The sequence below is a fragment of the Nibribacter ruber genome (genome assembly GCF_009913235.1).
GTDB classification, from domain to species: domain Bacteria; phylum Bacteroidota; class Bacteroidia; order Cytophagales; family Hymenobacteraceae; genus Nibribacter; species Nibribacter ruber.
In genome coordinates this window covers 3,598,743-3,622,440 of record NZ_CP047897.1, presented here as the reverse complement: position 1 = coordinate 3,622,440, position 23,698 = coordinate 3,598,743, and the positions used below count along the sequence as shown (strand labels likewise).

The window sequence follows — 23,698 nt, the reverse complement described above, 5'->3', positions numbered from 1 at the left end:
CGCCATAAACGCTCCGCTTCATGCTGCAGGTAAAATCCGCCACCAACACGTGGCAAGTTGTCTTAGAGAAAAATCAGATCTTACTCAACAACACTCCTTTTACCTGGGATATACTCCCGCTCAGTCCTACTTCCTTTCATATTCTAAAAGACGGCAAGTCTTATACCGCTGAGCTTTTAGACGTAGAGGCAGACACCAAAACCTTCCGGATCAAAATCAACGGCACCGTGCACACCTTGCAGGTGCAGGACCGCATGGATCTTTTGTTGGCGAGCCTGGGCATGGACCAGGCCCTGGTGCAGAAGATCAATGACATTAAAGCGCCTATGCCCGGCCTCATCCTGGATATTAAAGTACAGGTGGGCCAGGAAGTGAAGAAAGGCGACCCCATCCTCATTCTGGAAGCCATGAAAATGGAGAACATCATCAAATCTCCCGGCGACGGCGTGGTGAGCCAGGTGAAGGTGAACGTGAAGCAGAACGTGGAGAAAAATCAGGTGCTGGTTCTTTTCTAAAAGGCGTTTTTAGCCTCTTTTCCAGAAAATAGCCCAAAAACAAATTTCCATCCTACATACTATAGAACAAGCGCATGCAATACAAACGAATACTACTAAAGTTGAGCGGAGAGTCCCTGATGGGCGAGCAGCAGTATGGCATTGATACCAACATGCTGGTGCAGTACGCAGAGGAGATTAAGTCTGCTGTAGATATGGGCGTGCAAGTGGCCGTAGTAATTGGTGGCGGAAACATCTTTAGAGGCGTGCAGGCAGAATCTGTGGGCCTGGACCGCGTACAGGGTGACTACATGGGCATGCTGGCCACCGTCATCAACAGCATGGCGTTGCAAAGCGCTTTAGAGAAAGCCGGCGTGTTTACGCGTTTACTTTCTGGCATCAACATTCAGCAGGTATGTGAGCCGTACATCCGTCGCAGAGCCATGCGGCACTTAGAGAAAAACCGCGTGGTCATTTTTGGTGCCGGTATTGGCAGCCCTTACTTTACCACAGACTCGGCGGCAAGCTTACGCGCCATTGAGATTGAAGCAGACGTGGTCTTGAAAGGCACCCGCGTAGACGGCATTTACACCGCAGACCCAGAAAAAGACCCAAGCGCCACCCGTTACACAGACATTACGTTTAATGAGGTGTTTGAGAAAGGCCTGAACGTGATGGACATGACGGCGTTCACGCTCTGCAAAGAAAACAACCTCCCTATCGTGGTCTTTGACATCAACCAACGCGGCAATTTGGCCAAGCTGGTAAGCGGCGAGAAGATAGGAACGCTGGTATCAATGTAAGCAAACCGTACAGACACGGTATATAATTAAAGAATAAATTAAGAACTTAGCGCCGCCATGGGCCCAGGCGATGGTGGCACCCTTCGTTATCTTTCTAAATTGACAACCCAATGACCGAAGAAATTAATTTTTACTTGAGCGAAGCTGAGGAGTCTATGCAAAAGGCTTTGCAGCACACCAACGTAGAGCTGACCAAGATACGTGCCGGCAGAGCAAGCGCCGCCATGGTAGAAGACATGAAAGTAGACTACTACGGCACGCCTACCGCGTTCTCACAGGTAGCCAACATCTCTACCCCAGACTCCCGCACCCTGTTGATCAGACCTTGGGAGAAGAACATGATCGGTGAGATCAGCAAGGCCATCAAAGCCAGCGACCTGGGCTTGAACCCATTAACCGAGGCTGACGCCGTACGCCTGAACATTCCTGCCCTCACAGAAGAGCGCCGCAGAGAACTGGTAAAGCAAGCTAAGAATGAAACTGAGAGTGGCAAAATCAGAGTGCGCAACATCCGCAAGGACGTAAACGACTCCCTGAAAAAACTTCAGAAAGAAGGCACCGCCGAAGATGCCGTGAAAGACGCTGAAGGCAAAGTGCAGAAACTAACGGATTCTTACATAGTGAAAATGGACGAGCTGCTTTCTAAGAAAGAGGCAGAAATCATGACTATCTAAGACACCTTCCGTTTTTGGCCTCTTTTGGCCAAAACACGCCAAAAACAAAAAGGGCGCTCTTTATAAAGAGCGCCCTTTTTGTTGTATCTGGTACTATCTTGCTTAAGCAGACTTCTCTAAAATGCCGGCCAGCCAGGCTTCCGCTTCTTCCATCTGGTCAAAAATCTGAATGCCGTTCATGTCATTGGTAAAGCGCAGAGACTTGTCTGTAGAAAGTCGGCTAAAAGCGCTGGGCGAGTAAATCCAGGCAAAGCACTTCAAACCCGCCTGCCGCATTCTAGGAAACCAGTCCATGCCCACCCACTCGGCGGCGCTGGACCAGATGCCTTCTACGTGCGTGTTGTCATTGAGCACTTTGGTGCATCCCTTCTCCACCATGGCTTCCAGAATGCGCTCACACCCCTCCTGCACCGTCTGAAGGTTCTGGAATCCCAGCCAGTCAGCGGATATGCAGTCTAAAGTAGCGTTATAGGAAATCGTGATGTACGTATCTGAAAAAAGGATTGGATCACTCATGTTGTTGTCTGCTCTTGCACGGGGAATAGATAGCAAATTACACTTCACCCTCTATTTCCGCAAGCTTTACCGCATTTAAAATTGCACTTTACCAATAAAGCAAAAGGCGTAACTCTTATTAAACGAAGGTAAATTGGTTTGGTTACAACAAATTTCACCTGGCCAGGAATTTTTCTGATCAGATGAAAGAAGCCGGCTTACTCGTAAAGCTTTTTAGACCTAATGTAGGCTTCCACGGCTTCGGGCAGCAGGTACTTCACAGATTTGTTTTCTCTAAGGCACTTTCTAATAAAGGTAGCCGAGATATCCAGCAAGGGTGCTTCTACCAGACTAATCCCAGGATGGCTGGCCAGGAGTTCCGGAACGGGCGCGCTGCCGGGTCTTGGATAGACCAGAATCTCATGCTGGTCCAGAATCTGCTCATGGTTCTTCCACTTATGAAAGGTGGCTAGGTTGTCTTCGCCCATGATGAGCGAGAACTGGTAGGTAGGATATTTCTCCTTGAGCCAGGCCAGCGTGTCTATGGTGTAGCTGGGCTTGGGCATCCTGAACTCAATGTCCGTGACGCCCAGGTCTGGATTGTCTGCTATGGCCAGACGCACCATGTGCAAGCGGTCAAACTCATGCAACAGGCTGCTGCTGGGCTTAAAAGGGTTCTGCGGACTCACCACCAGCCACACCGTATCTACATTGGCATTAGTGGCCATGAAGTTGGCCAGAATCAAATGCCCGATGTGAATGGGGTTGAATGACCCGAAGAGCAGACCCACCCGCATGATTACAGAATGGCGTCTTCTTGGTAGATAAAGTCGCGCACCAACTTCTCTGCTTTTTGACACGCCTCATTCAAATGCTCATTCACCAGCACGGTGTCAAACTTATCTTCAAAGCTCAGTTCAAACTTGGCCTTGAACACGCGGCTAGAAATGCTGGAGGCAGAGTCTGTGTTACGGGCAACCAGACGCTTAGACAATTCTTCTATGGAAGGAGGCTTTACAAAAACGGCCAAAGCACGATCACCATAGAAGTGTTTCACGCTTAAGCCGCCTTTGACGTCCACATCCAGGATGGCATGTTTGCCAGAAGCCCAGATGCGTTCAATTTCAGATTTGAGAGTACCGTAGAAAGCGCCTTCATAGACCTCTTCCCATTCCACAAACTCATCATTGTCAATCTTGTCTCTAAACTCTTCTGGCGTGATGAAGTAATAGTCTTTGCCATTTTCTTCGCTGCGCCCGCGGCGGTCACGCGTACACGCTGAGATAGAGAAACTTAACTCCGGCAGTTGCTTTACTAAGTGATGAACAATAGTGGTTTTGCCGGCTCCGGACGGTGCCGAGAAGATGATGATTTTACCTTGCATCCTGGATGGGGAGGCTTAAAGAACTTAAGCGCTATGGTGAATTTTAGATTTGATGGTGTCTACCAGAGAGGCGGGGGTGCCGGGTCTGCGCAGGGCGTTGTTTAGGAACTGGACAAATTGATTCTGCTTGTCAATGCTTTCAAAGCAAGGAGAGCATTCGTCGGCCTGTTCGGCCAGAAACTCCTCGTCGGCTTCAGAGGCTTTTCCCTCCAGCCATTTTTCAAACACATTCACCACCTTCTCACAATCAGATTGGTGGTTCTCCTCAGAGGCGGAGCTGCTCATTTTTTCGTCTGTAATTGTCGTTCCCATCATGTAGCCCTGTTAGCTGTTATAACCCATCGATTTAGCGTATTTCTCTAGCTTTTCCTTCAGGAAGTGCCTTGCCCGGTGTAGTCTACTCCGCACGGTCCCAATGGGAATGTCCAAGATCTTGGCCATCTCCTCATAGGTGAATCCTTCCAAGTCACAAAGAATGATTACCGTCCTAAAGTCTACTGGCAGTGAGTTCAAGGCACTTGCCACTTCATCCCCAATCAAATCCTGCACACTTTCCATGCGCAGATCCGTGGTTCCGCCGGAGCTGTCTCCCTCGGTGTCCACGTCTTCAGAATTGTAGTAACCTTCTACCTCAGAGTAGTCTACTTTGGCAGGTTGTTTACTCTTTTTCCGGAAGTCATTGATGAATGAATTCTTTAGGATGCGGAACAGCCACGCTTTGGCATTAGTTCCGGGTTCAAAATAATCAAAGAATCGATAGGCCTTAAGATAAGTCTCCTGCACCAGGTCATTGGCATCGTCTTCGTCCAGGGTTAGGCGGAAGGCGAAGTTATAGAGAGAGGAAATGACGGGCATTAACTCCGCCTCAAAGCGGGCGTCCTTTTCCTCTTTACTCATTGAATTCCCTCTCTGTTCGCTCATTTGACTTAAATTTGTACTTTTACAGCTCTGATAAAGGTACCTATACGCAAATATAGAAATTAAATATACATAGGTACGTACGAATATTCAGGCAGATGTTTACAATACGCGTTAGTTTGTTCCTTTTCAAGGTGTTATTCTAACTTCCTTTCTGACTTTTTTGCCACATGCCTGAGAAAATATCGGTCACTCTGTTAGTGAAAGACAGCCAGGAGACCATCATTAGGTGCCTCACGGCCTTGACGGCCTTTCCAGAAATCATCCTACTAGACAACGGCTCTACAGATGAGACCGTCCGGCTGGCCGAAGGCTTTCCCAATGTAAAGGTGTACCGTTCGCCGTTCATTGGCTTTGGCCCGCTCAAGAACTTGGCCGCCTCTTATGCCGCGCATGACTGGATCTTGTCTATAGACAGTGATGAATTTCTTTCGCCTGACCTGGTGCAAACCATCCGGCAGCTTTCACCAGAAACAAACACGGTGTACCGGTTCCTGCGCAAGAACTTCTATGGAAAACGGCAAATCAATGCCTGTGGTTGGGAAAACGATTATGTCCTGCGCCTGTACCACCGCCAGGCCACGTCTTTTACCAGCCGAGAGGTGCATGAAAGCATCATCACCGATGGACTCTTGGTCACAACCCTGCCTGGCACCCTAGACCATTATTCTTTCAAAAACGCTTCTGGATTAATCAGAAAAATGGACCAGTACACCACGCTGTTTGCGCAGGAGAACCGGTTCAGGAAAAAGTCTTCTGCCTTCAAGGCGCTGTACAAGGGCATCTGGACGTTTGTCAGGAATTATTTTTTCAAGAGAGGCATTCTATATGGGTTTGAAGGATTCCTGATCTCGGCGTCAAACGCCAACGGGGCCTTTTACAAATACATGAAGCTCCACGAAGCCAACCGTACCATGACTACTAGCCTCATCATTACCACCTACAACTGGAAAGAAGCGCTGGAGGTAGTCCTGAAGAGCGTCCTTACCCAGACTAACCTCCCAGACGAGGTAATCATAGCCGACGACGGCTCCCGTGAAGACACTGCTGCGGTCATCAGGCAGTACCAGGCCACGTTCCCGGTGCCGCTTAAACACTCCTGGCAAGAAGACCTGGGCTTTAGAGCCGCAGAGAGCCGCAACCGGGCCATGGCCATGGCTACCGGCGAGTACCTCATCATCATTGACGGAGACATGGTACTGCATCCAGACTTTGTGAAAGACCATAAACGCACCGCAGAAGCCAATGCCTTCATTCATGGCAAACGGGTATTGCTGCAGCCAGAACTCACCCAACAGATTCTGCAGACCAAGCAGTACCGCATTACGCCGTTCAGCAGCGGCATCATTAATAGGTTGAACACGCTGTCTATTCCAGCCTTGTCTAACCTGCTTTCCAAGAAACAGCCTAACATTAGGTCTATACGCAGTTGCAACATGGCCTTCTGGCGCCAAGACGTGCTGCGCATCAATGGCTTCAACAATGATTTTGTGGGCTGGGGCCGCGAGGACAGCGAGTTTGCCGAACGGTTGTTGAATGCCGGCGTGGTGAGAAAGAACCTAGTCCTGGGCGGCGTGGGCTACCATCTCTACCATGAAGAAAAACCAAGAACCTCCCTCCCCGCCAATGACAAGATTCTGGCAGACGCCATTGCCCAAAAAGCCACCTGGTGCCAGAACGGGATTGACAGGTTTTTGCAGTAAAGATTCCTAAACAGGAAGGCATACAATTGTTACCACGGCGCAAGCAGATGCTTGCACCGTGGAGAGTAGCCGTTTACGCCATAAACTACCTTTACCGCACATCTTCCTCGCACCCTCAGTTACATTTCCTTTCAAATTCACACGCCTCCCCCTTCTTTTGTCATCCTGAAAGGATTTTGTGGGTCAGCTGTGATAGCGGTGGTAAATAATACTCTCTCCCGCAAGTTTGAGCGCAGCAGCAACTAGTAGGTAGCCTTAGAGCAAGTTGATAGGCTTGCCCCACATTTAGCACCAAGCTTTAAGCAGGACAATGAAGAAAGCGTTTTTGAGCTGTTTTCCAGAAAAGAGGCCAAAAACGGAAGCAACGCATTTAGCATAAGCCTGTCTGGTTCGCCCACAAGATCCTTTCAGGATGACAGGAGGAAAATGAAGAGAAGGGTCATGAAATTAGAAAGATGAAGGAGAGCGAATTAACCAGAAAGAATGCCGTGGAGTTTCCTACTTCCCTGCACATTTGAATAGCGATAGTTCTTTCATACCCCCATTAATCAGCAACAAAAAAACGCCCGGCTCTTCTAAAGAAAAACCGGGCGTTTTTGGCTTATTTTCCGGGAATTAGCCCGAAAACGGAAATATTAGTAACGGTAGTATTCTGGTTTGAAAGGACCTTCTACCTCCACACCAATGTAGGCGGCTTGCTCTGGGGTTAATTCCTCTAGCACCACACCAATTTTAGCCAAGTGCAGACGAGCTACTTTCTCATCCAAGTGCTTAGGCAACGTATATACTTTGTTCTCATACGCCTCAGCGTTGGTCCACAGTTCAATCTGGGCCAAAGTCTGGTTAGAGAAAGAGTTAGACATTACAAAAGACGGGTGACCAGTCGCGCAACCAAGGTTTACCAGACGACCTTCGGCTAGAACGATGATGTCTTTGCCATTGATGGTGTACAAATCCACCTGTGGCTTTACGGTGTCTTTGGTATGGCCGTAGTTCTCGTTCAACCATGCCATGTCAATCTCGTTGTCAAAGTGACCGATGTTGCAGACAATGGTTTTGTCTTTCATGGCCTGGAAGTGCTCACCGCGCACAATGTTGAAGTTACCAGTAGCGGTTACCACAATATCAGCTTCTTTGATGGCTTCTTCCATCTTACGAACGGCAAAACCGTCCATAGCTGCTTGCAAGGCACAGATCGGGTCAATCTCAGTTACAATCACGCGGGCACCGGCACCACGCAACGAGGCGGCAGAACCTTTTCCTACGTCACCGTAACCAGCAACAACCGCAACTTTACCAGCCATCATCACATCTGTAGCGCGTCTAATGGCATCTACCAATGATTCTTTACAGCCGTATTTGTTGTCGAACTTAGACTTGGTCACAGAGTCGTTCACGTTGATAGCTGGCATTACTAATGTGCCGTTTTTCATACGCTCATATAGACGGTGCACACCAGTGGTAGTCTCTTCAGACAGACCTTTGATGCCGGCGGCTAATTCTGGGAACTGGTCAAACACCATGTTGGTCAAGTCACCACCATCGTCCAGGATCATGTTCAACGGCTTTCTGTCTTCCCCGAAGAACAAGGTCTGCTCAATGCACCAGTCAAACTCTTCTGCGTTCATGCCTTTCCAGGCGTATACCTGAATACCAGCAGCAGCAATAGCGGCGGCGGCGTGGTCCTGGGTAGAGAAGATGTTACAAGAAGACCAGGTTACCTCAGCACCCAGTGCAGTAAGCGTCTCAATCAAAACAGCTGTCTGGATGGTCATGTGCAAGCAACCGGCAATACGCGCACCCGCCAAAGGCTGGCTTGGGCCATATTCCTCTCTGATCGCCATCAAGCCTGGCATTTCTGCTTCGGCTAGTTTGATTTCTTTTCTTCCCCATTCAGCCAGGGAAATATCTTTTACTTTGTACTTCAAATACGTTTCTACCATTGTAGTTCAGGGTTTTACAGAAGAACCGCAAAGGTACGCAATAAGTTTATCATCCTCAACGCAAACACCGGTTACACGCCTTATACCGCTTCGTTTTTAGCCTATTTTGACCAAAACTGGCTAAAAACTAAAAGCCCGCGGTCACGGCGGGCTTTTCAGGAAAACAAGAAACAGGCGGGGCGGACTTAGTTGTTCATGATCACTTCAGCACCCAAAGAATTATTGTTACCCGCCGGCGGATTCAGGAAGCCTTTGGCAAAAACGGTGTAGATCTTACCAGCCTGCAGAGTCACATTGGCAGTCACGGCATTCACATCTGTACCCACGGGTTGAACAAGCAAAGTGTACGTACCAGCGTTCACCGGCTTGAAGGCAGTAGAACCCTTGTATTGGATGTTGGAGAACAAGTTGCTGGTGGTACCCTGCACCACTACGTCTACGTTAGGCGCATCTGGTGACAAATGAATGAAGCGTACGTGCGCTCTGCCCGCAGCCGGCGCAGTGAGGTTGTCTTCTACCACCACGGCCGTAAGGGCGGTTAGCGGACCGGCGGCAAAAACTGAATAGTTGGTGTTGGCGGTCAGGTTGAGGTTGGCATCAATCACGGCGTTGGCGGCACCAGCACCAGAGGGAGCTACTTTTACATTTCTGGAACCAGCAGCTACCTGCAAATAACCCGTGTTTCTAGGATACGCCAGGGCCGTGCTGTTCACTTTGGTTCCGTCTACAAACAGGTCTACGGTAGGAGCGTTAGGGGCTGCGTGCACGACCATGACGTTGGCTTTCTGCTCCACCATGGGAGAATCTTCGTCGTCATCGTCGCAGGCGGTGGTCAGAAACACGGCAGGCAGCACAGCCAAAAGACTAAATTTCATCCATTTTTTCATGAGTCTTCTTAGTTAAGGTTAAAAAATCAGATGTGTTATACTGTATGTAACCAACTGATTTTTAGTTTGTTTAATCATTAAAACTATTTATTAAACAAAATCAACAGTATTCACCCTTCCGCAAATGCAGTATCTTTGCGCACTACTCTATTCTGCCGTCTCCTATGCGTGTTTTTTCTTCTGAGGAACAGAAATTCATTCTCCAGCACCTACTAGAAGACCCTGTGCAGTTGATCCTGCAGGCCAAACGGTTTCCTGGTCTTCCGGTGCAAGAGTTGGTGGCCCAGATTAAGGCCAGGCAGAAGGCCATCCACAAGTTGCCCACCTGGGCGCAACACCCAGAAGTGGTGTTTCCGGTGATGTTGTCGTTGGAGCAGAGTTCCTCAGAAGTGACCGCGGCCTACAAAGCCAATCTGGTCACCGGCCAAACCCTCACCGACCTGACTGGAGGCTTTGGGGTGGACAGCTTTTATTTTGCCAAGCAGTTTGCCCAGGTCACGCACGTGGAACAGAACCAGGAACTGCAACAAATTGCCCGGCACAACTTCCAACTGTTAGGCGCCGGCAACATCACCAGTCTCCACGCGACTGCTGAAGAATACCTGGCCTCGCTTACAAACCTTCTGGATGTGCTTTACCTAGACCCAGCGCGCCGGGGACAGAGCCAGGAACGGGTGCACCTGCTGCAAGACTGCGAACCAGACATCCTAAACCTGCTCCCATTGCTCTTGCAGAAGGCAAAGACCGTGTTGCTCAAAACCGCGCCCATGCTGGACATTGACCTGGCCTTGCAAGAATTGCCGGGCGTACAAAAGATCTGGGTGGTGGCTGTTCAAAACGAAGTAAAAGAAGTGCTGTACCTGATTACCGCTGCCTCCAACGCAGAGCCGCAAATAACCGCTATCAATCTGAAACCAGGTCTGGCAGCCGTAGAAGTAACGTTCACCAAACAGCAGGAAGAAAAGGCCACCGCCGTGTACGCCGAAGCACCCTTGCGCTACCTGTATGAACCCAACCCGGCCTTGCTCAAGGCAGGTGCCTTCAAATGGCTTTCACAGGAATACAAGGTACAAAAACTGCACAGAAACAGCCACCTGTACACTTCAGTAGAATTGGTGGCAGATTTCCCGGGGAGAGTATTTGAGATAGTAGCCCAACCCAAAGCAAACGCCAAGGACCTTCACAAACTGCTGCCCCATAGAAAGGCCAATATCACCGTAAGAAACTACCCCTTAACCGTAGCCCAACTACGGGAGAAAATCAAGTTAAAAGAAGGCGGCTCTGACTACCTCTTCGCGACGACAGACCTCCACAACAAACCAATTCTACTGCTCGCCCGCAAGGTTGGTTGATAGTCAATTGCTGATTGTTAATTGTTGATTGCTGGTTGTAGTTATACAGTACACAACAGGACCTCCAAAGAAAGTGTCGGTTCTTATAGAACCGCCTAACTACGTGCCAGCAGATAAAGCAAACCGTGCCTCGGCACGCATGACTCTGCAGCGACAGAAACCGATATTACCTGCAAAGAGCTAATCAACCAACAAGCCTGAGCAGGACTGGGACCAGAACCAGTCCTGGTTCTGAGCGCCTCTGTTGTTTCGTCGCCTGGAAGGCGGGGCCAAAGGCCCAGAGTACAACAGCAGTGCGAAGGGCCAGGACGAGGCCCCGCGGCCGCGAGCGCTTAGCGGAACAGATGAAACAAGGCTAGTATTACGCGCCGGAAGAAAAGTCCTTCACATGAAAGGCCAAAGCAAGTGCACAAAGACGCACATAAAAACTAATACCGCTTGAACAGCAGTCGAGGTGGTTGGTGAGGCAACCAACCACGGTGAGAGTCTTTCTCAGGAACGGCCAACGGGATTGCACAATCTGCAATTGCGAGAGTCACGTAAGTAAATCCGCGCCATGGAAGCAAAAGAAAAGCAGCGAGTAAGGCTATCGTGGTCATTGCCCCAATGCAACACCAACAACGGCTTAACGGCTAAATGTGAGGCAACCAAAAAAGCTAGTATTGAAAACCAACAATCACCAATCAATACGTAGGCTTTGCCTTACTCACCCATTTACTCCCTTTCAAACTAAACCGCCAAGGCAACTTGGCGTCTTCCCCGGCATACGCCACCCCTACCCTGGGGCCAGCCAGAACTTCCTCCTCTGAGAAGGAATCGCCTCGGTCTTCCAGCCAAATCTCCTTCCCTAGCAAAGAAGTCCCGTTATGCAATGTAGAAATCCCCATGGCCTGGGTCAGCAGCCCCGGACCGGCGGTGAGCCTGGTCTCTAGCTTAGACAATCCCCGGCGCAGCTGCATTTCGCCCAGACCTTCTAAGGGCGCAATGGCCCTGATGAGAACGGCATCGGCGGTACCTTCTACGTTGGTGACAATGTTAAACAGCGAATAGATGCCGTAGATGAGGTAAACGTAGGCCACGCCGCCGGTTTCATACATGATCTGGGTACGCTTGGTGCGGCGACCCAGATGGGCGTGGCAGGCGGCGTCATCCACTCCGCTGTACGCCTCGGTTTCTACAATCATGCCGCCGGTGAGCACACCATCCAAGCACGAGTAGAAATGCTTGCCTATCAGGTCGCGGGCAATGGTCACGGAGTCTGGGCGGGTATAAAAAGAGAGCGGCAGTTTAGACATGGGGCGGCTATAAACGTTTTCGGGCTACTTTCTGCAAAGTAGCCCGAAAACGGAATTCCCAATAAAACGGTTGTTTATTTCTTAACAGCCAGTGCCTTCTCAATATTGAAGTACACCTGCGTTAAGTTGAGCTTGTTAGGGACTTTTAGTTTCACCAAGTCATACTTTTTGTCCACCACCTGTACTGGCCCATCCTGCCGAAGCTGGGCGGCGGCGTTCAAAAACATGTACTCGTCCCGGGGAGTAACCAACACCACGGCAGTTTCTGGGGAGCGCCCGTTGCCGCTAGCCTTGATGGCGGCCAGCAGACCGTCAAACTTTGCCAGCCATTTCTTGCTTTCAGCGGCTCTGTTGAGTTCTCCGGTGGCCATGTGCATGAGGTAAATCACGCTTAGGTTAAACGGATCTTTCTGCAACAGTTTAGCACCGGTGGTGATGATTTCCGGGAAGTTCTCATACAACATCATCTGCCCTAGTTCATCCTCCTTTTCATTAACGGCCCATGGCCTGTAGCCTGGCTGTTTGGGGTAACCATAGTACAGGTGCGAATACTCCTCTGTGGTGAGCGTGGCATCATTGGCCATGTAGCGCTTGAGCAGGTTGGGGTAGTAGAACTTGGACTTGGGCGAGGCAATGGCCGCATTGATTTTGGTGAAGTCTACCTTGGAAATGGTCTGCGCCTGACTTGTAAAGACCAGGCACGCCGAAAGGGCAAAAAGCGTAAAAAAGCGTTTCATAAATAGGGTTGAGTGGAATCTGCAGACAGAACGCAAATACAGTGCTAAAAACTAAAACAGCAGAAAAAAAGTTGCAGGCCTTGGCAGCCTGTTGCGCCGTTTTTGGCCTGTTTCTGGTAAAACAGGCTAAAAACGCAGGTCGGGGTTTTGTTCTGCTTCACAAGTAAGGATAAATCTTCTACATTTAAGTAAATCCCTACCTGTATGAGAAAACTAGTACTGCTCTTTATATGCCTTTGCACCTTCTCTGTTGGGCACGCCCAAAAAGTGGTTTCTTCTTTTAAAGAAGCCGAAGGCACGGCCTATTCCATGCAGTCTTTGGATGCCCGCTACAAAAGCGCCATTCATGAGGATAGCACGCAAGCGGTTTTCACAGGTCAAGCCCAACAACAGCACATAACCGCCTACCGACAATTATTACAGAACTTGGGCAAATACCTGGTTCAAAACAACTTCTCCTGGGACAAACCCACCCGTTGTTTCAACCGGTTCTATTTTAACAAAGACGGTTCCATTGACTACTATTTGTTCAACTTCCAGGACGTGGATGCTCAAAAGCTAGCCGAATTCCAGCGGCTCATGACCCAGTTCATCCAGAGCAACAAAATTGCCATGCAGGCACCGGTCAAGTTTAGCCAATGCAGTCCAGTGGTGTATAAGGATTAGATCTTGTGAAACCACTACACCTACTAAACATATTTGCGCTGTCACTAGGTAGTCTGTTCCTGCTGTTTTTCTCTGCCGTTTTCTACATGGGCAGTAAAGAAGGCTATGATGAATTGGTAAAGAATCTGCCTCAAGCGTTCTTTCTGCGTTTTGTGGGATTCGTTTTCCTGTCTCTGATTTTTGCAGCGCTTCTAGGGGCGTTTAACTTCATGATACTTGTCTTTCAGGATGCCAGAAAGACGCAGGCCATAGATATCACTGTAAAAGCGGCACTACTCTTTATGGTTTGCGCCTTGGCAGGAACCTCCATATTCTTCTTTCACTGAGCAAACCCGTTTTTGGCCTCTTTTCTGGAAAAGAAGCCAAAAATGGTTGTGCATGAAATTTTCTACGCTGGTATAGTGCACATTCCAAACTTACCGTACCTTTGCCCAAGATTTTGGTGACAGACTCGGCTTCCGCTGAGAATGTCTTAAAAGGGAATCAGGTGTAAAACCTGAGCTGTTCCCGCAACTGTTATCTTCCATTACAAGCTGCCCACCGCACGCCACTGTCTGCTCTGCCAGATGGGAAGGCCGGCCAGCCGAAGAGAGCCAGGAGACCTGCCAACATCCACAATTCACCTGGAGGCTTTCGGGAAAAAAAGCAGCAAGGATGGTGGCCCCGCGTGGGCTGGCGTTTTCGTGATTATACCTTCCCATTGGTCTCCTCTGCTTTATAAAGCCGAGGGTATGCTACGTGTTTTTCTTACAGGTTTGGTTGGCACACTGGTGCTGGGAGCAAGTAGCCCAGAGACGGCTTATGCCCAGGCCACTCTGCCAGACAGCGTTCAGATCCAGCCCATTCACATCTCCGGGGCCAGATACACCCGCTTTGCCGCCGGCACCAAACTGGCCACGCTAGACACGCTCCTGCTGCAGCGCCAGCCGGGCATTACCCTGGCCGAAGCCCTACAACAGCGCAGCGGTCTCTACCTGAAAAGCTACGGCAACGGCATGACGGCCACCGTGGCGTTCAGAGGCACCACGGCCAGCCACACCGCCGTCCTGTGGAACGGCTTCAACATTGCCCTGCCCACGCTGGGCTTATCAGATTTTGCCCTGTTGCCCCCGGCGGCACACAGCACCGTGACCCTGCAACACGGGCCCAGCGGGGCGCTGCACGGTTCTGGAGCCATTGGCGGCGCCGTGGTGTTGGAAAACCCAGTTTCGTTTACGCCCCAACAGACACTGCGGGTGCAGCAGGAGGCCGGCAGCTTTGGCCACCAGCGCACGGCGGCCCAGGGCACCTACGCCAACGGCTGGCTGACCCTCACCTCTTCCTATACCAGAACCGCCGCCGATAATAATTTCAAATACCAGGACATTACGCAGTTTGGCCAGCCTACCCAGGAGCAGGAGAATGCAGCTTTTCACCAGAACAGCTTCGCTCAGGATGTGCACGTGAAACTGTCTGCCACACAACGGATCTCGGCGCGGGCTTGGTGGGTGAACACGCACCGCCAGATTCAGCCGGCCATGGGCAGCGCCAACAGCCACGCCCAACAGGAAGATGAGAACCTGCGCCTCATGACCGAATGGCAAGGACAACTGGCCAAGGGAACCACCACCGTCAAAGCCGCCTACTTCAAAGACCGTTTAGATTACCAAGACGATGGCATCCAATCCCTCTCTATGGTGCACACCTACCAGGCCCAACTGGAACATGAACGCACGCTGCTCCCCAACTTACTTTTGCAAGTAGGCACAGAGGCGCAACGATTCTCAGCAGAAGTGCAGGGCTATGGAAAGGAACAGCAACAGGAAAACCGCTTCTCGGCGTATGCCTGGCTTCGGTATGACCCGTTGGATAGGCTGCAGGTGAGTCTGAACGTTCGGCAGGCCTGGGTGGAAGGCTTTAACCCACCGGTGACACCCACGCTAGGCGCCAACTTTACGTTGCTAGAGCGCCCGGCCAGCTTGCTTACCTTAAAAGGAAACGTTTCAAAAAGCTACCGGGTACCCACGTTGAATGACCGTTTCTGGCGCCCCGGCGGCAACCCGAACCTGCAACCCGAAAACGGGTGGGGCTATGAGGCGGGCGTGGCGCATACAGCAAAGCACGCCCACCTCAACGGCCAGACGGAGCTCACTCTTTACAAACTAAAAGTACAGGACTGGATTCAATGGCAACCTTCTGCCAACGGCGCTTACTCTGAGCCCGTGAACCTGCAGACCGTGCGGGGCCACGGCCTGGAACTGGACACCCGCTGGACGTATCAACCGGTTGCCTTCTGGACCTTCACCGGCGGCGCGGCCTACGGCTATACCATTTCTGAGCAAGCCTTACCCAATGCCCGGGCAGAACTACAAGACCGCCAGTTATTCTATGTACCTAAGCACAAGGCCGCCGCTTGGGCTGAGGCCCGGTGCAAAGGCTGGTGGGTGGGCGTAGACGGCACGTTCACGGGCTTGCGCTACACAGACCAGGACAACAACAACTGGCTGGACCCTTACGCTTTGCTCAACGCCTCTATCGGGAAAACCCTGCACTGGTCATCGTTTGAGGCGCAAATTCAGGCTCAGGTGCAGAACCTCACCAACACCCAGTACCAGACCATGGCCTACCGCGCCATGCCGTCCAGACACTTTAGACTCTCACTGGCCTTGCAATGGGCCAGAAAACCTTAATCATTTCTATTCACCTACAAGCACTATGAATCTATTCTCCCTTAAAAAACGGTTTCTGTACCTGTCTCTGGCCAGCGGCCTGCTGTTCACCACTTCTTGTGACAATGATAAAGAAGACACTTCTCCTTTCAGCGACGGGGTCTTTGTCACCAATGAAGGCCAGTTCATGAGCGTGAACGCAGAAGTAAGCTTTATCTCCCGCGACGGCCAGACGGTCATTCCGGAACTGTTCAACCAGGTAAACAGCCGTCCGCTGGGAGACGCTGCCCAGTCCATGACTTTTATTGGAGACAAAGCCTACATTGCCCTTAATAACAGCAAGAAGATTGAAGTGGTAGACGCCCGCACCTTCGCCTCTACCGGCGTCATCAAAGACCTTTCCATCCCCCGGTACATGGTGGCCCTCAACAACACCAAGGCCTACGTGACCGAGTATGTAGACTATGGCGTGAACGGCCGCGTGTCTGTGCTGGACCTCACCAAGAATACCGTGACCAAGTCCATTGGCGTAGATGCCCTACCAGAAGGCATTGTGCTGTTGAACGGCAAACTCTACGTGGCCAACAGCGGCAGCAATACTGTTTCTGTCATCAACACCACCAATGATGAACTGGAGACCAATATTGAAGTGGGCACCGGTCCTAGCCACCTGGTTGTAGATGCCAACAACAAAATCTGGGTGATACGCGGCGGCTATGATGAGCCAGGCGCCCTGGTGAAGATTGACCCAGCCAATGGAAATGCAGTTACTTCTTATGCTATACCCGGTTCTGGACTAATTACCACCAGCGCCGATAAGAAAACGCTCTACTACTCAGCCGATGGCAAAGTGTATACCATGCCCATCACAGCCACGGCCGCCCCTACCATGCCCCTCATCAGCCGTAGCCCCTACGGCCTGGGCCTTGACCCGGCTACCAACACTCTGTACTTAGGCGTAGGCGGGTATACCACCAACGGCTGGGTGGTACGCTATCAGACCACGGGGGCCAGGATTGACTCGTTCCAGGTGAGAGTATTGCCCAACGGCTTTACTTTCCGGTAGTCGTTTTTAGGCTATTTCTCAGAAAACAGGCCAAAAACGAAGAAGCCTGCTCCAGACGGGGCAGGCTTCTTCGTTTCCTACTGAAAGGAAGGATTCTTATTAGTTGGTGGTAGTACCGGCCGCGCCACCTACCCCGTTGGCATTATTGACATTGTTGGGTCTGTCCCGCATTTTTTCTTGCTGGCGGTCATAGACGTCTTCATAGGCAGAGTCTGGCGTGGTGCCGGCGCCCGGCGTGGCCTCGCCCCGGTTGTCCTGTTTGGTGTCATTCATGCCGTCCTCGTTGTGCTCAGTAGGACTTTTATCTTTAAAATCGCTTTCCTCTACATTGGTCTCGCCGTCACCGGTGCCGGTACTGCAGGCTACGGTGCCCGCCATCAGGGCGCCGCCTACAAGCAGGGACCAGGAGAGGCGCTTTACAGAAATCAATAGCTTTTTCATAGTGGTTGGTTCAGGGTTTTCATGGTTGGGCCAGGCTAAGAACGCTAGCCGCTTTAAAGAGATAGTACGCGCGCAGCAGGTTTTGAGTTAACCGCCCCGGGATCTGTTGCAATTCCTATAATTCCACAGCATCCTGCCTTGAACTTGCCGCCCAGTTAACCTAAATGCCCTACGGACTCGTATCAGATACAGTGCATCGGCCGCAGGCCAAGTGCATATGTATTAGATGTTTTACTTTAGTTAAGGAGATAGAATCATGAAAGGAAGTGGAAATAATAGCCCGAAGCAAAACAGACCAACCCAAGACAATAGCTGGCAGAACGAGCGGGCACAAGACCAGAATGCCGGCCAGAACAACAGCAACCGCCATAACAATAACCCAGAGAACAAGGGCTCCTCACACAACGCCAGCACCTACAGCCAGCAACACGCAGACGGCACCAGCCACCAAAACGCTGACAACAACCAGAACCAGAATACCAACATGGGCGCAGGCGTGAGCGGCAGACCCAACAACCGCAGCAATGACAGCACCCTGGACAGCAAAAACGCTCCAAAGTTTAAGGATGGACCGGTAGCCGGCGGCGCTGACAATACCCGCGGCGAGAACGTGCCGTCCAGAGAAGGGAAAAGCGGCGGTGCCAAGCAAGGCAAGATGGACCCAGAAGCCAAAAGCCCGCAAGGCTCTAACGCCAACTGGACCAGCACCCGCGGCGCAGACAGCTCAGACAAAGAGTTCAGAAACAACCAGCCCAACGCCAGCACCTTGAAAGGCCACAAAAGCAGTGAGAACCTGGGCAACGAAAAAGAATAAACTAACCCTTTGAGAACAGCCGTTTTTGGCCTGTTTTCCAGAAAAGACCCGAAATCAATTTCGGGTCTTTTCTTTTTGCGGTATCCTGGGAGATATTCCCTACTGCAGAGATGGCGGGCATTGCGTATCTTCGTATATAGTTTCTCCTAACTACTTGCCCTTCACTCATGGAAGCAAACCCCAACGTGATCACCCCAGAGGTATTGGCCCAAGGCCTGTCCTTCTCTCAATACATGGACCAGGTGCGCGAGGCCGTGGCCCAGCACAGAACCACCGGACTGGAGCAGTCCCGCCTGCTCACTGACGTCACCAAGAACAACGTGCCCATCATGGAGCGCACCTACCAGACCCCGCTCCTACCCGAACTGGTGGACCTGATACAGCATCTTCCCGTTCCTATGGTCTGGTTGGTTCTCACCGAAGGTTGGTGCGGAGACGCGGCCCAGAATGTACCTATTCTGGCTTCGCTGGCAGAAAAATCTACCCAAATCACCTTCCTGACCATTCTGCGCTCTGAGCACCCGGCGGTCATGGACGCATATTTGACCAACGGCGGCAAAAGCATTCCCAAGCTCATCTGTTTAGATGCCCGCACCTTACAGCCGCTGGGTTCCTGGGGACCGCGCCCGCAGGCGTTGCAAGAAGCTATTCTGCCGCTTAAGAAAAGTAATCTGCATATTCTGGAAACCATCAGGCAGGCGCAACAAATCTCAGATGCAGACAAAGGCCAGTCGTTGCAAAAAGAACTGCTCACCTTGATTCCAGCGTGGGTGCAGGCTGCGCAGAAAGATTAACGCATGGCCAAGACTGTAAAACCCCTCAAGCGCCATCCATTTGAACGCCCCTGGAAACGCGACTTGCTCATCACCGGCCTCCTGAGTCTGGTGCTGGCCATGTCCATTCTGCTGTATGCGTTCGGGCTCACAGATGATTTCATTCTGCGGTTATTCAACGCCTTTGCGGTTATCTTCATTTTGGTGGCGGGTACGGCGCTGGTGCTGGTGCCCTCCGTGAACTGGGTTTTTGCCCGATTCTCCAAAAACAGGCCAAAAACGACCCGCGCCGCCGCACCCAAAAGAAACGCTCCCAAGCAGAACACCTTCAAGAGCCCGTCAGAGAGTCGCGGGTCTTGAATCATTCGTTAGTCGCGAGTTTTGAGTTGCGAGTCTGGAGTCTGAAAATGCGGTTTTGCACGTCCTTTTAATTTTATTTGTTAAGGAAAAGAACCATTACCACATACTCACATTTCCACATCTTCACATTAAAAAATAGCACATCAGCACATTAAAAAATTAGCACATTAACCTCATGCAGCTTCACATCAAAAACATGGTTTGCCCCAGGTGCATTGCCACCGTCACAGAGGTGCTGTCTGCGCAAGGCTTGCAGGTGCAGGAAGTGAAACTGGGCGAGGCCTTGGTGAAGGGCGATGTGCACACAGACCAGGTGCAGGCCGCTCTACAACAGCACGGCTTTGAGCTCCTGCAAGAGAAAGACGAGCAACTCACTGATCTCATCAAAACCACCCTGCTAGCATATCAACAGCATCTGGAGGAGGAGTATCAGCCCATTACCACGTCTGTGTACCTGGCAGAGAAACTGGGCCTGTCTTATCAGCATTTGAGCAAGGTCTTCTCCCAGCACACGGGTACCACCATTGAGAAATACCTCATTAAGCTCAAGATTGAACGCGTCAAGGAACTGATTTCTTACGGCCAACTTACGTTAAGCGAGATCGCCTTCAAGCTACAATACAGCAGTGTGCAGCACCTGTCCAACCAGTTCAAGAAAGTGACGGGCGTGTCTGTGACAGATTACAAAAAAGACGCCTCTGTAGCCCGGCTTCCGCTGGACAAACTTACCTGATAAGGGGCCTGCCCTTCTGCTACCAATACATTTTTTTACAACGCCCCGGCGTCATAGGGCGTAAACCTGTAGTACCCGTTGCCCAAAAGCAACTTGTGGTACTGCATATAGAGTGTGTATGTGCCTATTCTATGTTCCACTTTAAAACTATGAACGAATGCACCATTCACAAAACCGATCCGCTATTGATGCCTTACAAGAATGTATATTAGCCTGTGAGCACTGCGCCAGCGCCTGCCTGCAGGAAGAAGACGTAAAAATGATGGCCCGCTGCATTTCCCTTGACCGCGACTGCGCCGACATCTGCCGTTTGACCATGACCTTGCTGGCCCGTGGTTCTGAGCACGGCAAGCACCTGCTGCGCGAATGCATGGAAGTCTGCGAAGCCTGCGCCGCCGAGTGTGGCAAGCACCAACACGACCATTGCCAGGAATGCGCCGAGGCGTGCCGTCGTTGCGTGGAGGCCTGCCGTTCTTTGGCAGCCTAAATCTACAGCATTGCAAAAAGAGCAAGACAGCCGGTGTATGCCGGCTGTTTCTTTTTACGGATGTTGGGTAGGCCGTTCTAGGCACGTTTTTGGCCTCTTTCCCAGGAAACAGCCCAAAAACGGAGCTGATTTCACGTGCTCTCTGCAGACAGAATTTTGTACGTCAACTGCCAGAATCTTGTAACAAACGTATAAGTGCTTGCTCTTTTCTTTGCCCAGGCCAACAGCCATCGGCGCAGGCCACGTATACCTGCTCATTTAGCATCCTACCGTTTACCATGGGACATTCACATTCACACTCGCAAGGCCATCAGCACGGGCACGGACTGCCCACCGGAGGAAACCTGAACAAAGCCTTCGGATGGGGCATAGTCCTGAACCTGGTCTTTGTGGCCGTAGAAGCCGGCGCCGGCTGGTACTACAATTCCCTGGCCTTGCTCACAGACGCCGGCCACAACCTCACAGACGTGGTGAGCCTGCTGCTGGCCTACTTCGCTATAAAAGTTTCTGAGCGCAAGCCTACCGAGCGGTTCACCTATGGCTATGGCAAAACCACTACGCTGGTGTCATTGCTCAACGCCATTCTGCTCATGGTGGCGGTGGGCGCCATTGGGTGGGAGGCCATTGGCCGTTTAGGCACCGCGCCCGCCTTGAACGGAGGCGCCATTTCAATAGTGGCCGTCATTGGCATTGCCATCAACGCGGGTACTGCGCTGCTGTTCTTCAGAGACAAAGAACATGACATCAACGTGAAGGGCGCCTACCTGCACATGGCCGCCGATGCTCTGGTGAGTCTGGGCGTGGTTCTGGCGGGCTTGCTCATGCGCTACACCGGTTGGTACTGGGTAGATGCCGTCATGAGTCTGGTGATTGTGGCCATCATAGTCTATAGCACTTGGGGCCTCTTGAAAGAATCTCTACGCCTGTCACTGGATGCCGTTCCGCAGGGAATTGACGTAACGGCCATCCGGGAGTTTTTACAAAGCGTAGCGGGCGTCTCACAAGTGCATGACCTGCACATCTGGGCCATGAGCAGCACAGAAAATTCCCTCACGGCGCATTTAGAAGTAGAAGAAACCTACCAAGACAAGCAGTTGGCCACCATCAGGACAGAGCTGAAAGAGCGTTTCCAGATTCAGCACGTGACCATACAAGTGGAGCGTGGCACCATGCCCCAGGAGTGCCAGCAAGCCGAAGAACATCATTAGGCCTGCCTTCTCCTTTCTTCGTTTTTGACCTCTTTCCCAGAAAACAGCCTAAAAACGGCGGTCCCTTTTTGAGCGGGTGCGTATAGAAGAAGAGACCAAACTAGAAGCCTATGCGTACCGAGTATAAACCGGCCATTGATGCCCTGTTGGCCTGTATTGCGGCCTGCGACCATTGTGCCACCGCCTGTCTGCAGGAGGAGGAAGTCAAGAAGATGGCGCGCTGTATTCACCTGGACTTAGACTGCGCCGACTACTGCCGGCTGTCGGCCTCGTTTCTGTCCAAGGGTTCTGAGCACGCCCGTCTAGTGCTCAGGCAGTGCGTGGAAATCTGCGAGGCCTGCGCCATAGAATGTGAACGCCACGCCCATGACCACTGCCTGGCCTGCGCCGAAGCCTGCCGTCATTGCATGGAAGTCTGCCAGGAGCTCATCCCCAAAACCGATCCCTTAAGCGAACTGTTGGCCGCAGCCAGCAACTCAGAAACCGCTTAACCGTTTTTGGCCTGTTTTCCAGAAAACAGCCCAAAAACCATACAAAGCTCCTTCATGCAATTGGTGTGAAGGAGCTTTTTTTATTCTTCCAAGTAAAACCATCGCCTACGGCGAAATCCTGTACAACCCAGCTGGAATTGTGTAAGCAAAATGGACTTCGCCAGGATTAGTTTTGGGGAATTGTTTAGAGAACCATGCACACAGAAAACCTAGCGTTTGAGAGGCCAGAAGCGCCACCTCTTTTTGACGTACTTGTAATTGGAGCCGGACAGGCGGGCTTGGCCATGGGCTATTACCTGCACCTGCAGCGCAAGAAATTTCTCCTGCTGGAAGCGGCCTCCCTGCTTGGGCACAGCTGGCAAAACCGCTATGACTCTCTGAGGCTGTTTACGCCCGTGCCCTACTGCCACTTACCCGGCTGGCCGCTACTGCTGCCCAAAAATCATTACCCTACCAAGGAGGATATTGCCCGGTACCTGCAAGCATACGCCGCCCAGTTTCAACTACCCATCGCCCTGAACCAACAGGTACTATGCCTAAGAAAAGTGCAGGGCATATTTGAGGTGATGACCGCTACCCAAACCTGGAGAGCCGCCCATGTGGTTGTGGCTACGGGTCCGTTTCAGGTGCCTTACATTCCTGCGTATCCTACTGGCCTTTCCCCGCAGGTGGTGCAACTGCATAGCGCTCAGTATAAGAATCCTTCCCAAATCCCGGCGGGCAGGGTGCTGGTGGTAGGCGCGGGTAATTCTGGGGCGCAGATTGCAGCAGAACTGGCAAAGACGCATGAGGTACATCTCTCCGTGAAAAGGAAGCCCCGGTTTTCGTCCTTGAAGATGCTGGGCAAAAGTGTTTTTTGGTGGGCCACTAAAACGGGGGCCATCTTTGCCTCGCCTTCCTCACGGGTTGGCAAGAAACTACTTCAGAAAGGAGACATCATCTACGGGCGGGAATTAGAACGCTTACTTAAAACCAAAGAAGTATTGCTAAAGCCCGAAATCCAGGATCCCAAACAGGCAGAGGTTCTCTTCAAGGATGGGAGCCAAGCGTCTTACCAAGCCATTGTCTGGGCCACTGGCTTCCGGCCGGATTATAGTTGGCTGCAGGTGGCAGGAGCTTTGGCCCCAGATGGGTCTGCCCTGCACAAAAAAGGCATGAGTCCGGTGGCGGGTTTGTATTACGTTGGGCTCTCCTGGCAGCGCAGCCGCAGTTCTGCCTTGTTGCTGGGCGCCGGAAGAGATGCGCAGTTCATTGCCCGGCACCTTGGTTAAAATTATATAACACCTGTATACAAAGCTGTAACGCATGGGGCACTGCCAGGCGCTA

The 23,698-nt window shown here is 51.5% G+C and carries 27 protein-coding genes and 1 riboswitch; of the genes, 17 read left to right on the top strand and 10 right to left on the bottom strand.

All coding sequences use genetic code 11. The features are described from left to right. Positions 1–20: 20 nt before the first annotated feature. The 3 genes from GU926_RS15225 (at position 21) to frr (ending at position 1,971) form a co-directional block, all read left to right on the top strand. The gene (locus GU926_RS15225; RefSeq protein ID WP_160693385.1) at positions 21–515 is read left to right on the top strand and encodes an acetyl-CoA carboxylase biotin carboxyl carrier protein subunit; all 495 of its coding nucleotides are present in this window, start codon (positions 21–23) and stop codon (positions 513–515) included. A gap of 74 nt (positions 516–589) precedes the next feature. After that, a complete protein-coding gene (gene pyrH, locus GU926_RS15220) occupies positions 590–1,297 on the top strand; it encodes a UMP kinase (protein WP_160693383.1) in 708 nt (235 codons plus the stop codon). 110 nt (positions 1,298–1,407) lie between these two features. Further along, positions 1,408–1,971 (top strand): ribosome recycling factor, encoded by a 564-nt coding sequence (gene frr, locus GU926_RS15215; RefSeq protein WP_160693381.1) that lies wholly within the window; start codon positions 1,408–1,410, stop codon positions 1,969–1,971. A gap of 102 nt (positions 1,972–2,073) precedes the next feature. On the opposite strand, the gene GU926_RS15210 is transcribed toward frr, so the two are convergent. The 5 genes from GU926_RS15210 to GU926_RS15190 all read right to left on the bottom strand — a co-directional run bounded on the left by GU926_RS15210 (position 2,074) and on the right by GU926_RS15190 (position 4,771). After that, on the bottom strand, positions 2,074–2,487 hold the full coding sequence (locus tag GU926_RS15210) for a hypothetical protein (RefSeq protein ID WP_160693379.1): 414 nt from the start codon (positions 2,485–2,487) through the stop codon (positions 2,074–2,076). A gap of 197 nt (positions 2,488–2,684) precedes the next feature. Further along, positions 2,685–3,263, bottom strand: coding sequence for a nicotinate (nicotinamide) nucleotide adenylyltransferase (nadD, locus tag GU926_RS15205; RefSeq protein WP_160693377.1), 579 nt, complete (start codon positions 3,261–3,263; stop codon positions 2,685–2,687). 2 nt (positions 3,264–3,265) lie between these two features. Beyond that, a complete protein-coding gene (gene gmk / locus GU926_RS15200; protein ID WP_160693375.1) occupies positions 3,266–3,850 on the bottom strand; it encodes a guanylate kinase in 585 nt (194 codons plus the stop codon). A gap of 24 nt (positions 3,851–3,874) precedes the next feature. Continuing rightward, entirely contained in the window at positions 3,875–4,165 is a 291-nt protein-coding gene (locus GU926_RS15195) for a hypothetical protein (protein WP_160693373.1), read from the bottom strand. A gap of 9 nt (positions 4,166–4,174) precedes the next feature. Continuing rightward, a complete protein-coding gene (locus GU926_RS15190) occupies positions 4,175–4,771 on the bottom strand; it encodes a sigma-70 family RNA polymerase sigma factor (protein ID WP_066508566.1) in 597 nt (198 codons plus the stop codon). 167 nt (positions 4,772–4,938) lie between these two features. On the opposite strand from GU926_RS15190, the gene GU926_RS15185 reads away from it, so the two are divergent. Beyond that, positions 4,939–6,471 (top strand): glycosyltransferase family 2 protein, encoded by a 1,533-nt coding sequence (locus GU926_RS15185; protein ID WP_160693371.1) that lies wholly within the window; start codon positions 4,939–4,941, stop codon positions 6,469–6,471. A gap of 635 nt (positions 6,472–7,106) precedes the next feature. Here the strand turns inward: GU926_RS15185 and ahcY are convergent. Together ahcY and GU926_RS15175 are read right to left on the bottom strand one after the other, a co-directional pair. After that, positions 7,107–8,414, bottom strand: coding sequence for an adenosylhomocysteinase (gene ahcY, locus GU926_RS15180; protein WP_160693369.1), 1,308 nt, complete (start codon positions 8,412–8,414; stop codon positions 7,107–7,109). A 185-nt stretch (positions 8,415–8,599) separates the two neighbouring features. Beyond that, entirely contained in the window at positions 8,600–9,289 is a 690-nt protein-coding gene (locus GU926_RS15175; protein ID WP_232058354.1) for a DUF4397 domain-containing protein, read from the bottom strand. Positions 9,290–9,465: 176 nt separating this feature from the next. On the opposite strand from GU926_RS15175, the gene GU926_RS15170 reads away from it, so the two are divergent. Further along, positions 9,466–10,653, top strand: a complete 1,188-nt coding sequence (locus GU926_RS15170; RefSeq protein ID WP_160693365.1) for a THUMP-like domain-containing protein — start codon at positions 9,466–9,468, stop codon at positions 10,651–10,653. A 683-nt stretch (positions 10,654–11,336) separates the two neighbouring features. Here the strand turns inward: GU926_RS15170 and GU926_RS15165 are convergent. After that, entirely contained in the window at positions 11,337–11,948 is a 612-nt protein-coding gene (locus GU926_RS15165; RefSeq protein ID WP_160693363.1) for a DNA-3-methyladenine glycosylase, read from the bottom strand. 74 nt (positions 11,949–12,022) lie between these two features. Continuing rightward, positions 12,023–12,685, bottom strand: a complete 663-nt coding sequence (locus tag GU926_RS15160) for a DUF4919 domain-containing protein (protein WP_160693361.1) — start codon at positions 12,683–12,685, stop codon at positions 12,023–12,025. A gap of 204 nt (positions 12,686–12,889) precedes the next feature. On the opposite strand from GU926_RS15160, the gene GU926_RS15155 reads away from it, so the two are divergent. From GU926_RS15155 to GU926_RS15140, 4 genes are all read left to right on the top strand, one after another. Further along, the gene (locus tag GU926_RS15155) at positions 12,890–13,351 is read left to right on the top strand and encodes a hypothetical protein (RefSeq protein ID WP_160693359.1); all 462 of its coding nucleotides are present in this window, start codon (positions 12,890–12,892) and stop codon (positions 13,349–13,351) included. Between the two features lie 5 nt (positions 13,352–13,356). Beyond that, positions 13,357–13,677 carry a hypothetical protein gene (locus tag GU926_RS15150; RefSeq protein ID WP_160693357.1) on the top strand — a complete coding sequence of 107 codons (321 nt, stop codon included), beginning with the start codon at positions 13,357–13,359 and terminating at the stop codon, positions 13,675–13,677. A 97-nt stretch (positions 13,678–13,774) separates the two neighbouring features. After that, positions 13,775–13,975: riboswitch (cobalamin riboswitch) on the top strand. Positions 13,976–14,082: 107 nt separating this feature from the next. Continuing rightward, the gene (locus GU926_RS15145; protein ID WP_160693355.1) at positions 14,083–16,020 is read left to right on the top strand and encodes a TonB-dependent receptor; all 1,938 of its coding nucleotides are present in this window, start codon (positions 14,083–14,085) and stop codon (positions 16,018–16,020) included. Positions 16,021–16,045: 25 nt separating this feature from the next. Then, positions 16,046–17,065: a DUF5074 domain-containing protein gene (locus GU926_RS15140; protein ID WP_160693353.1), complete on the top strand. Its 1,020-nt coding sequence runs from the start codon at positions 16,046–16,048 to the stop codon at positions 17,063–17,065. 99 nt (positions 17,066–17,164) lie between these two features. Here the strand turns inward: GU926_RS15140 and GU926_RS15135 are convergent, their stop codons facing one another. Then, positions 17,165–17,506: a hypothetical protein gene (locus tag GU926_RS15135; RefSeq protein ID WP_160693351.1), complete on the bottom strand. Its 342-nt coding sequence runs from the start codon at positions 17,504–17,506 to the stop codon at positions 17,165–17,167. A gap of 256 nt (positions 17,507–17,762) precedes the next feature. Between GU926_RS15135 and GU926_RS18530 the strand changes: the two genes are divergently transcribed. From GU926_RS18530 to GU926_RS15095, 8 genes are all read left to right on the top strand, one after another. Continuing rightward, positions 17,763–18,320: a hypothetical protein gene (locus GU926_RS18530; RefSeq protein WP_232058353.1), complete on the top strand. Its 558-nt coding sequence runs from the start codon at positions 17,763–17,765 to the stop codon at positions 18,318–18,320. Between the two features lie 167 nt (positions 18,321–18,487). Then, entirely contained in the window at positions 18,488–19,114 is a 627-nt protein-coding gene (locus GU926_RS15125; protein WP_160693349.1) for a thioredoxin family protein, read from the top strand. Positions 19,115–19,117: 3 nt separating this feature from the next. Beyond that, complete coding sequence (locus GU926_RS15120; RefSeq protein ID WP_160693347.1) at positions 19,118–19,453, top strand: DUF2798 domain-containing protein; 336 nt, start codon at positions 19,118–19,120, stop codon at positions 19,451–19,453. Between the two features lie 175 nt (positions 19,454–19,628). After that, a complete protein-coding gene (locus GU926_RS15115) occupies positions 19,629–20,186 on the top strand; it encodes an AraC family transcriptional regulator (RefSeq protein ID WP_232058352.1) in 558 nt (185 codons plus the stop codon). A 157-nt stretch (positions 20,187–20,343) separates the two neighbouring features. Then, positions 20,344–20,673 carry a four-helix bundle copper-binding protein gene (locus GU926_RS15110; protein ID WP_160693345.1) on the top strand — a complete coding sequence of 110 codons (330 nt, stop codon included), beginning with the start codon at positions 20,344–20,346 and terminating at the stop codon, positions 20,671–20,673. A 278-nt stretch (positions 20,674–20,951) separates the two neighbouring features. Next, positions 20,952–21,881 carry a cation diffusion facilitator family transporter gene (locus GU926_RS15105; RefSeq protein ID WP_160693343.1) on the top strand — a complete coding sequence of 310 codons (930 nt, stop codon included), beginning with the start codon at positions 20,952–20,954 and terminating at the stop codon, positions 21,879–21,881. 110 nt (positions 21,882–21,991) lie between these two features. After that, complete coding sequence (locus tag GU926_RS15100) at positions 21,992–22,372, top strand: four-helix bundle copper-binding protein (RefSeq protein ID WP_160693341.1); 381 nt, start codon at positions 21,992–21,994, stop codon at positions 22,370–22,372. A 194-nt stretch (positions 22,373–22,566) separates the two neighbouring features. Further along, entirely contained in the window at positions 22,567–23,643 is a 1,077-nt protein-coding gene (locus tag GU926_RS15095; RefSeq protein WP_160693339.1) for a flavin-containing monooxygenase, read from the top strand. Positions 23,644–23,698: the final 55 nt, after the last annotated feature.

Coding starts and splice junctions, on each gene's coding strand:
- GU926_RS15210 (WP_160693379.1), bottom strand. CDS start 2,487: ATGAGTGATCCAATCCTTTTTTCAGATACGTACATCACGATTTCCTAT.
- GU926_RS15185 (WP_160693371.1), top strand. CDS start 4,939: ATGCCTGAGAAAATATCGGTCACTCTGTTAGTGAAAGACAGCCAGGAG.
- GU926_RS15120 (WP_160693347.1), top strand. CDS start 19,118: ATGGCCAAGACTGTAAAACCCCTCAAGCGCCATCCATTTGAACGCCCC.
- GU926_RS15190 (WP_066508566.1), bottom strand. CDS start 4,771: ATGAGCGAACAGAGAGGGAATTCAATGAGTAAAGAGGAAAAGGACGCC.
- GU926_RS15195 (WP_160693373.1), bottom strand. CDS start 4,165: ATGATGGGAACGACAATTACAGACGAAAAAATGAGCAGCTCCGCCTCT.
- GU926_RS15095 (WP_160693339.1), top strand. CDS start 22,567: ATGCACACAGAAAACCTAGCGTTTGAGAGGCCAGAAGCGCCACCTCTT.
- GU926_RS15100 (WP_160693341.1), top strand. CDS start 21,992: ATGCGTACCGAGTATAAACCGGCCATTGATGCCCTGTTGGCCTGTATT.
- GU926_RS15160 (WP_160693361.1), bottom strand. CDS start 12,685: ATGAAACGCTTTTTTACGCTTTTTGCCCTTTCGGCGTGCCTGGTCTTT.
- GU926_RS18530 (WP_232058353.1), top strand. CDS start 17,763: ATGAAAGGAAGTGGAAATAATAGCCCGAAGCAAAACAGACCAACCCAA.
- nadD (WP_160693377.1), bottom strand. CDS start 3,263: ATGCGGGTGGGTCTGCTCTTCGGGTCATTCAACCCCATTCACATCGGG.
- GU926_RS15170 (WP_160693365.1), top strand. CDS start 9,466: ATGCGTGTTTTTTCTTCTGAGGAACAGAAATTCATTCTCCAGCACCTA.
- GU926_RS15110 (WP_160693345.1), top strand. CDS start 20,344: ATGCACCATTCACAAAACCGATCCGCTATTGATGCCTTACAAGAATGT.
- GU926_RS15125 (WP_160693349.1), top strand. CDS start 18,488: ATGGAAGCAAACCCCAACGTGATCACCCCAGAGGTATTGGCCCAAGGC.
- GU926_RS15175 (WP_232058354.1), bottom strand. CDS start 9,289: ATGAAATTTAGTCTTTTGGCTGTGCTGCCTGCCGTGTTTCTGACCACC.
- gmk (WP_160693375.1), bottom strand. CDS start 3,850: ATGCAAGGTAAAATCATCATCTTCTCGGCACCGTCCGGAGCCGGCAAA.
- GU926_RS15145 (WP_160693355.1), top strand. CDS start 14,083: ATGCTACGTGTTTTTCTTACAGGTTTGGTTGGCACACTGGTGCTGGGA.
- pyrH (WP_160693383.1), top strand. CDS start 590: ATGCAATACAAACGAATACTACTAAAGTTGAGCGGAGAGTCCCTGATG.
- GU926_RS15165 (WP_160693363.1), bottom strand. CDS start 11,948: ATGTCTAAACTGCCGCTCTCTTTTTATACCCGCCCAGACTCCGTGACC.
- GU926_RS15225 (WP_160693385.1), top strand. CDS start 21: ATGCTGCAGGTAAAATCCGCCACCAACACGTGGCAAGTTGTCTTAGAG.
- frr (WP_160693381.1), top strand. CDS start 1,408: ATGACCGAAGAAATTAATTTTTACTTGAGCGAAGCTGAGGAGTCTATG.
- GU926_RS15115 (WP_232058352.1), top strand. CDS start 19,629: ATGCAGCTTCACATCAAAAACATGGTTTGCCCCAGGTGCATTGCCACC.
- GU926_RS15105 (WP_160693343.1), top strand. CDS start 20,952: ATGGGACATTCACATTCACACTCGCAAGGCCATCAGCACGGGCACGGA.
- ahcY (WP_160693369.1), bottom strand. CDS start 8,414: ATGGTAGAAACGTATTTGAAGTACAAAGTAAAAGATATTTCCCTGGCT.
- GU926_RS15155 (WP_160693359.1), top strand. CDS start 12,890: ATGAGAAAACTAGTACTGCTCTTTATATGCCTTTGCACCTTCTCTGTT.
- GU926_RS15140 (WP_160693353.1), top strand. CDS start 16,046: ATGAATCTATTCTCCCTTAAAAAACGGTTTCTGTACCTGTCTCTGGCC.
- GU926_RS15135 (WP_160693351.1), bottom strand. CDS start 17,506: ATGAAAAAGCTATTGATTTCTGTAAAGCGCCTCTCCTGGTCCCTGCTT.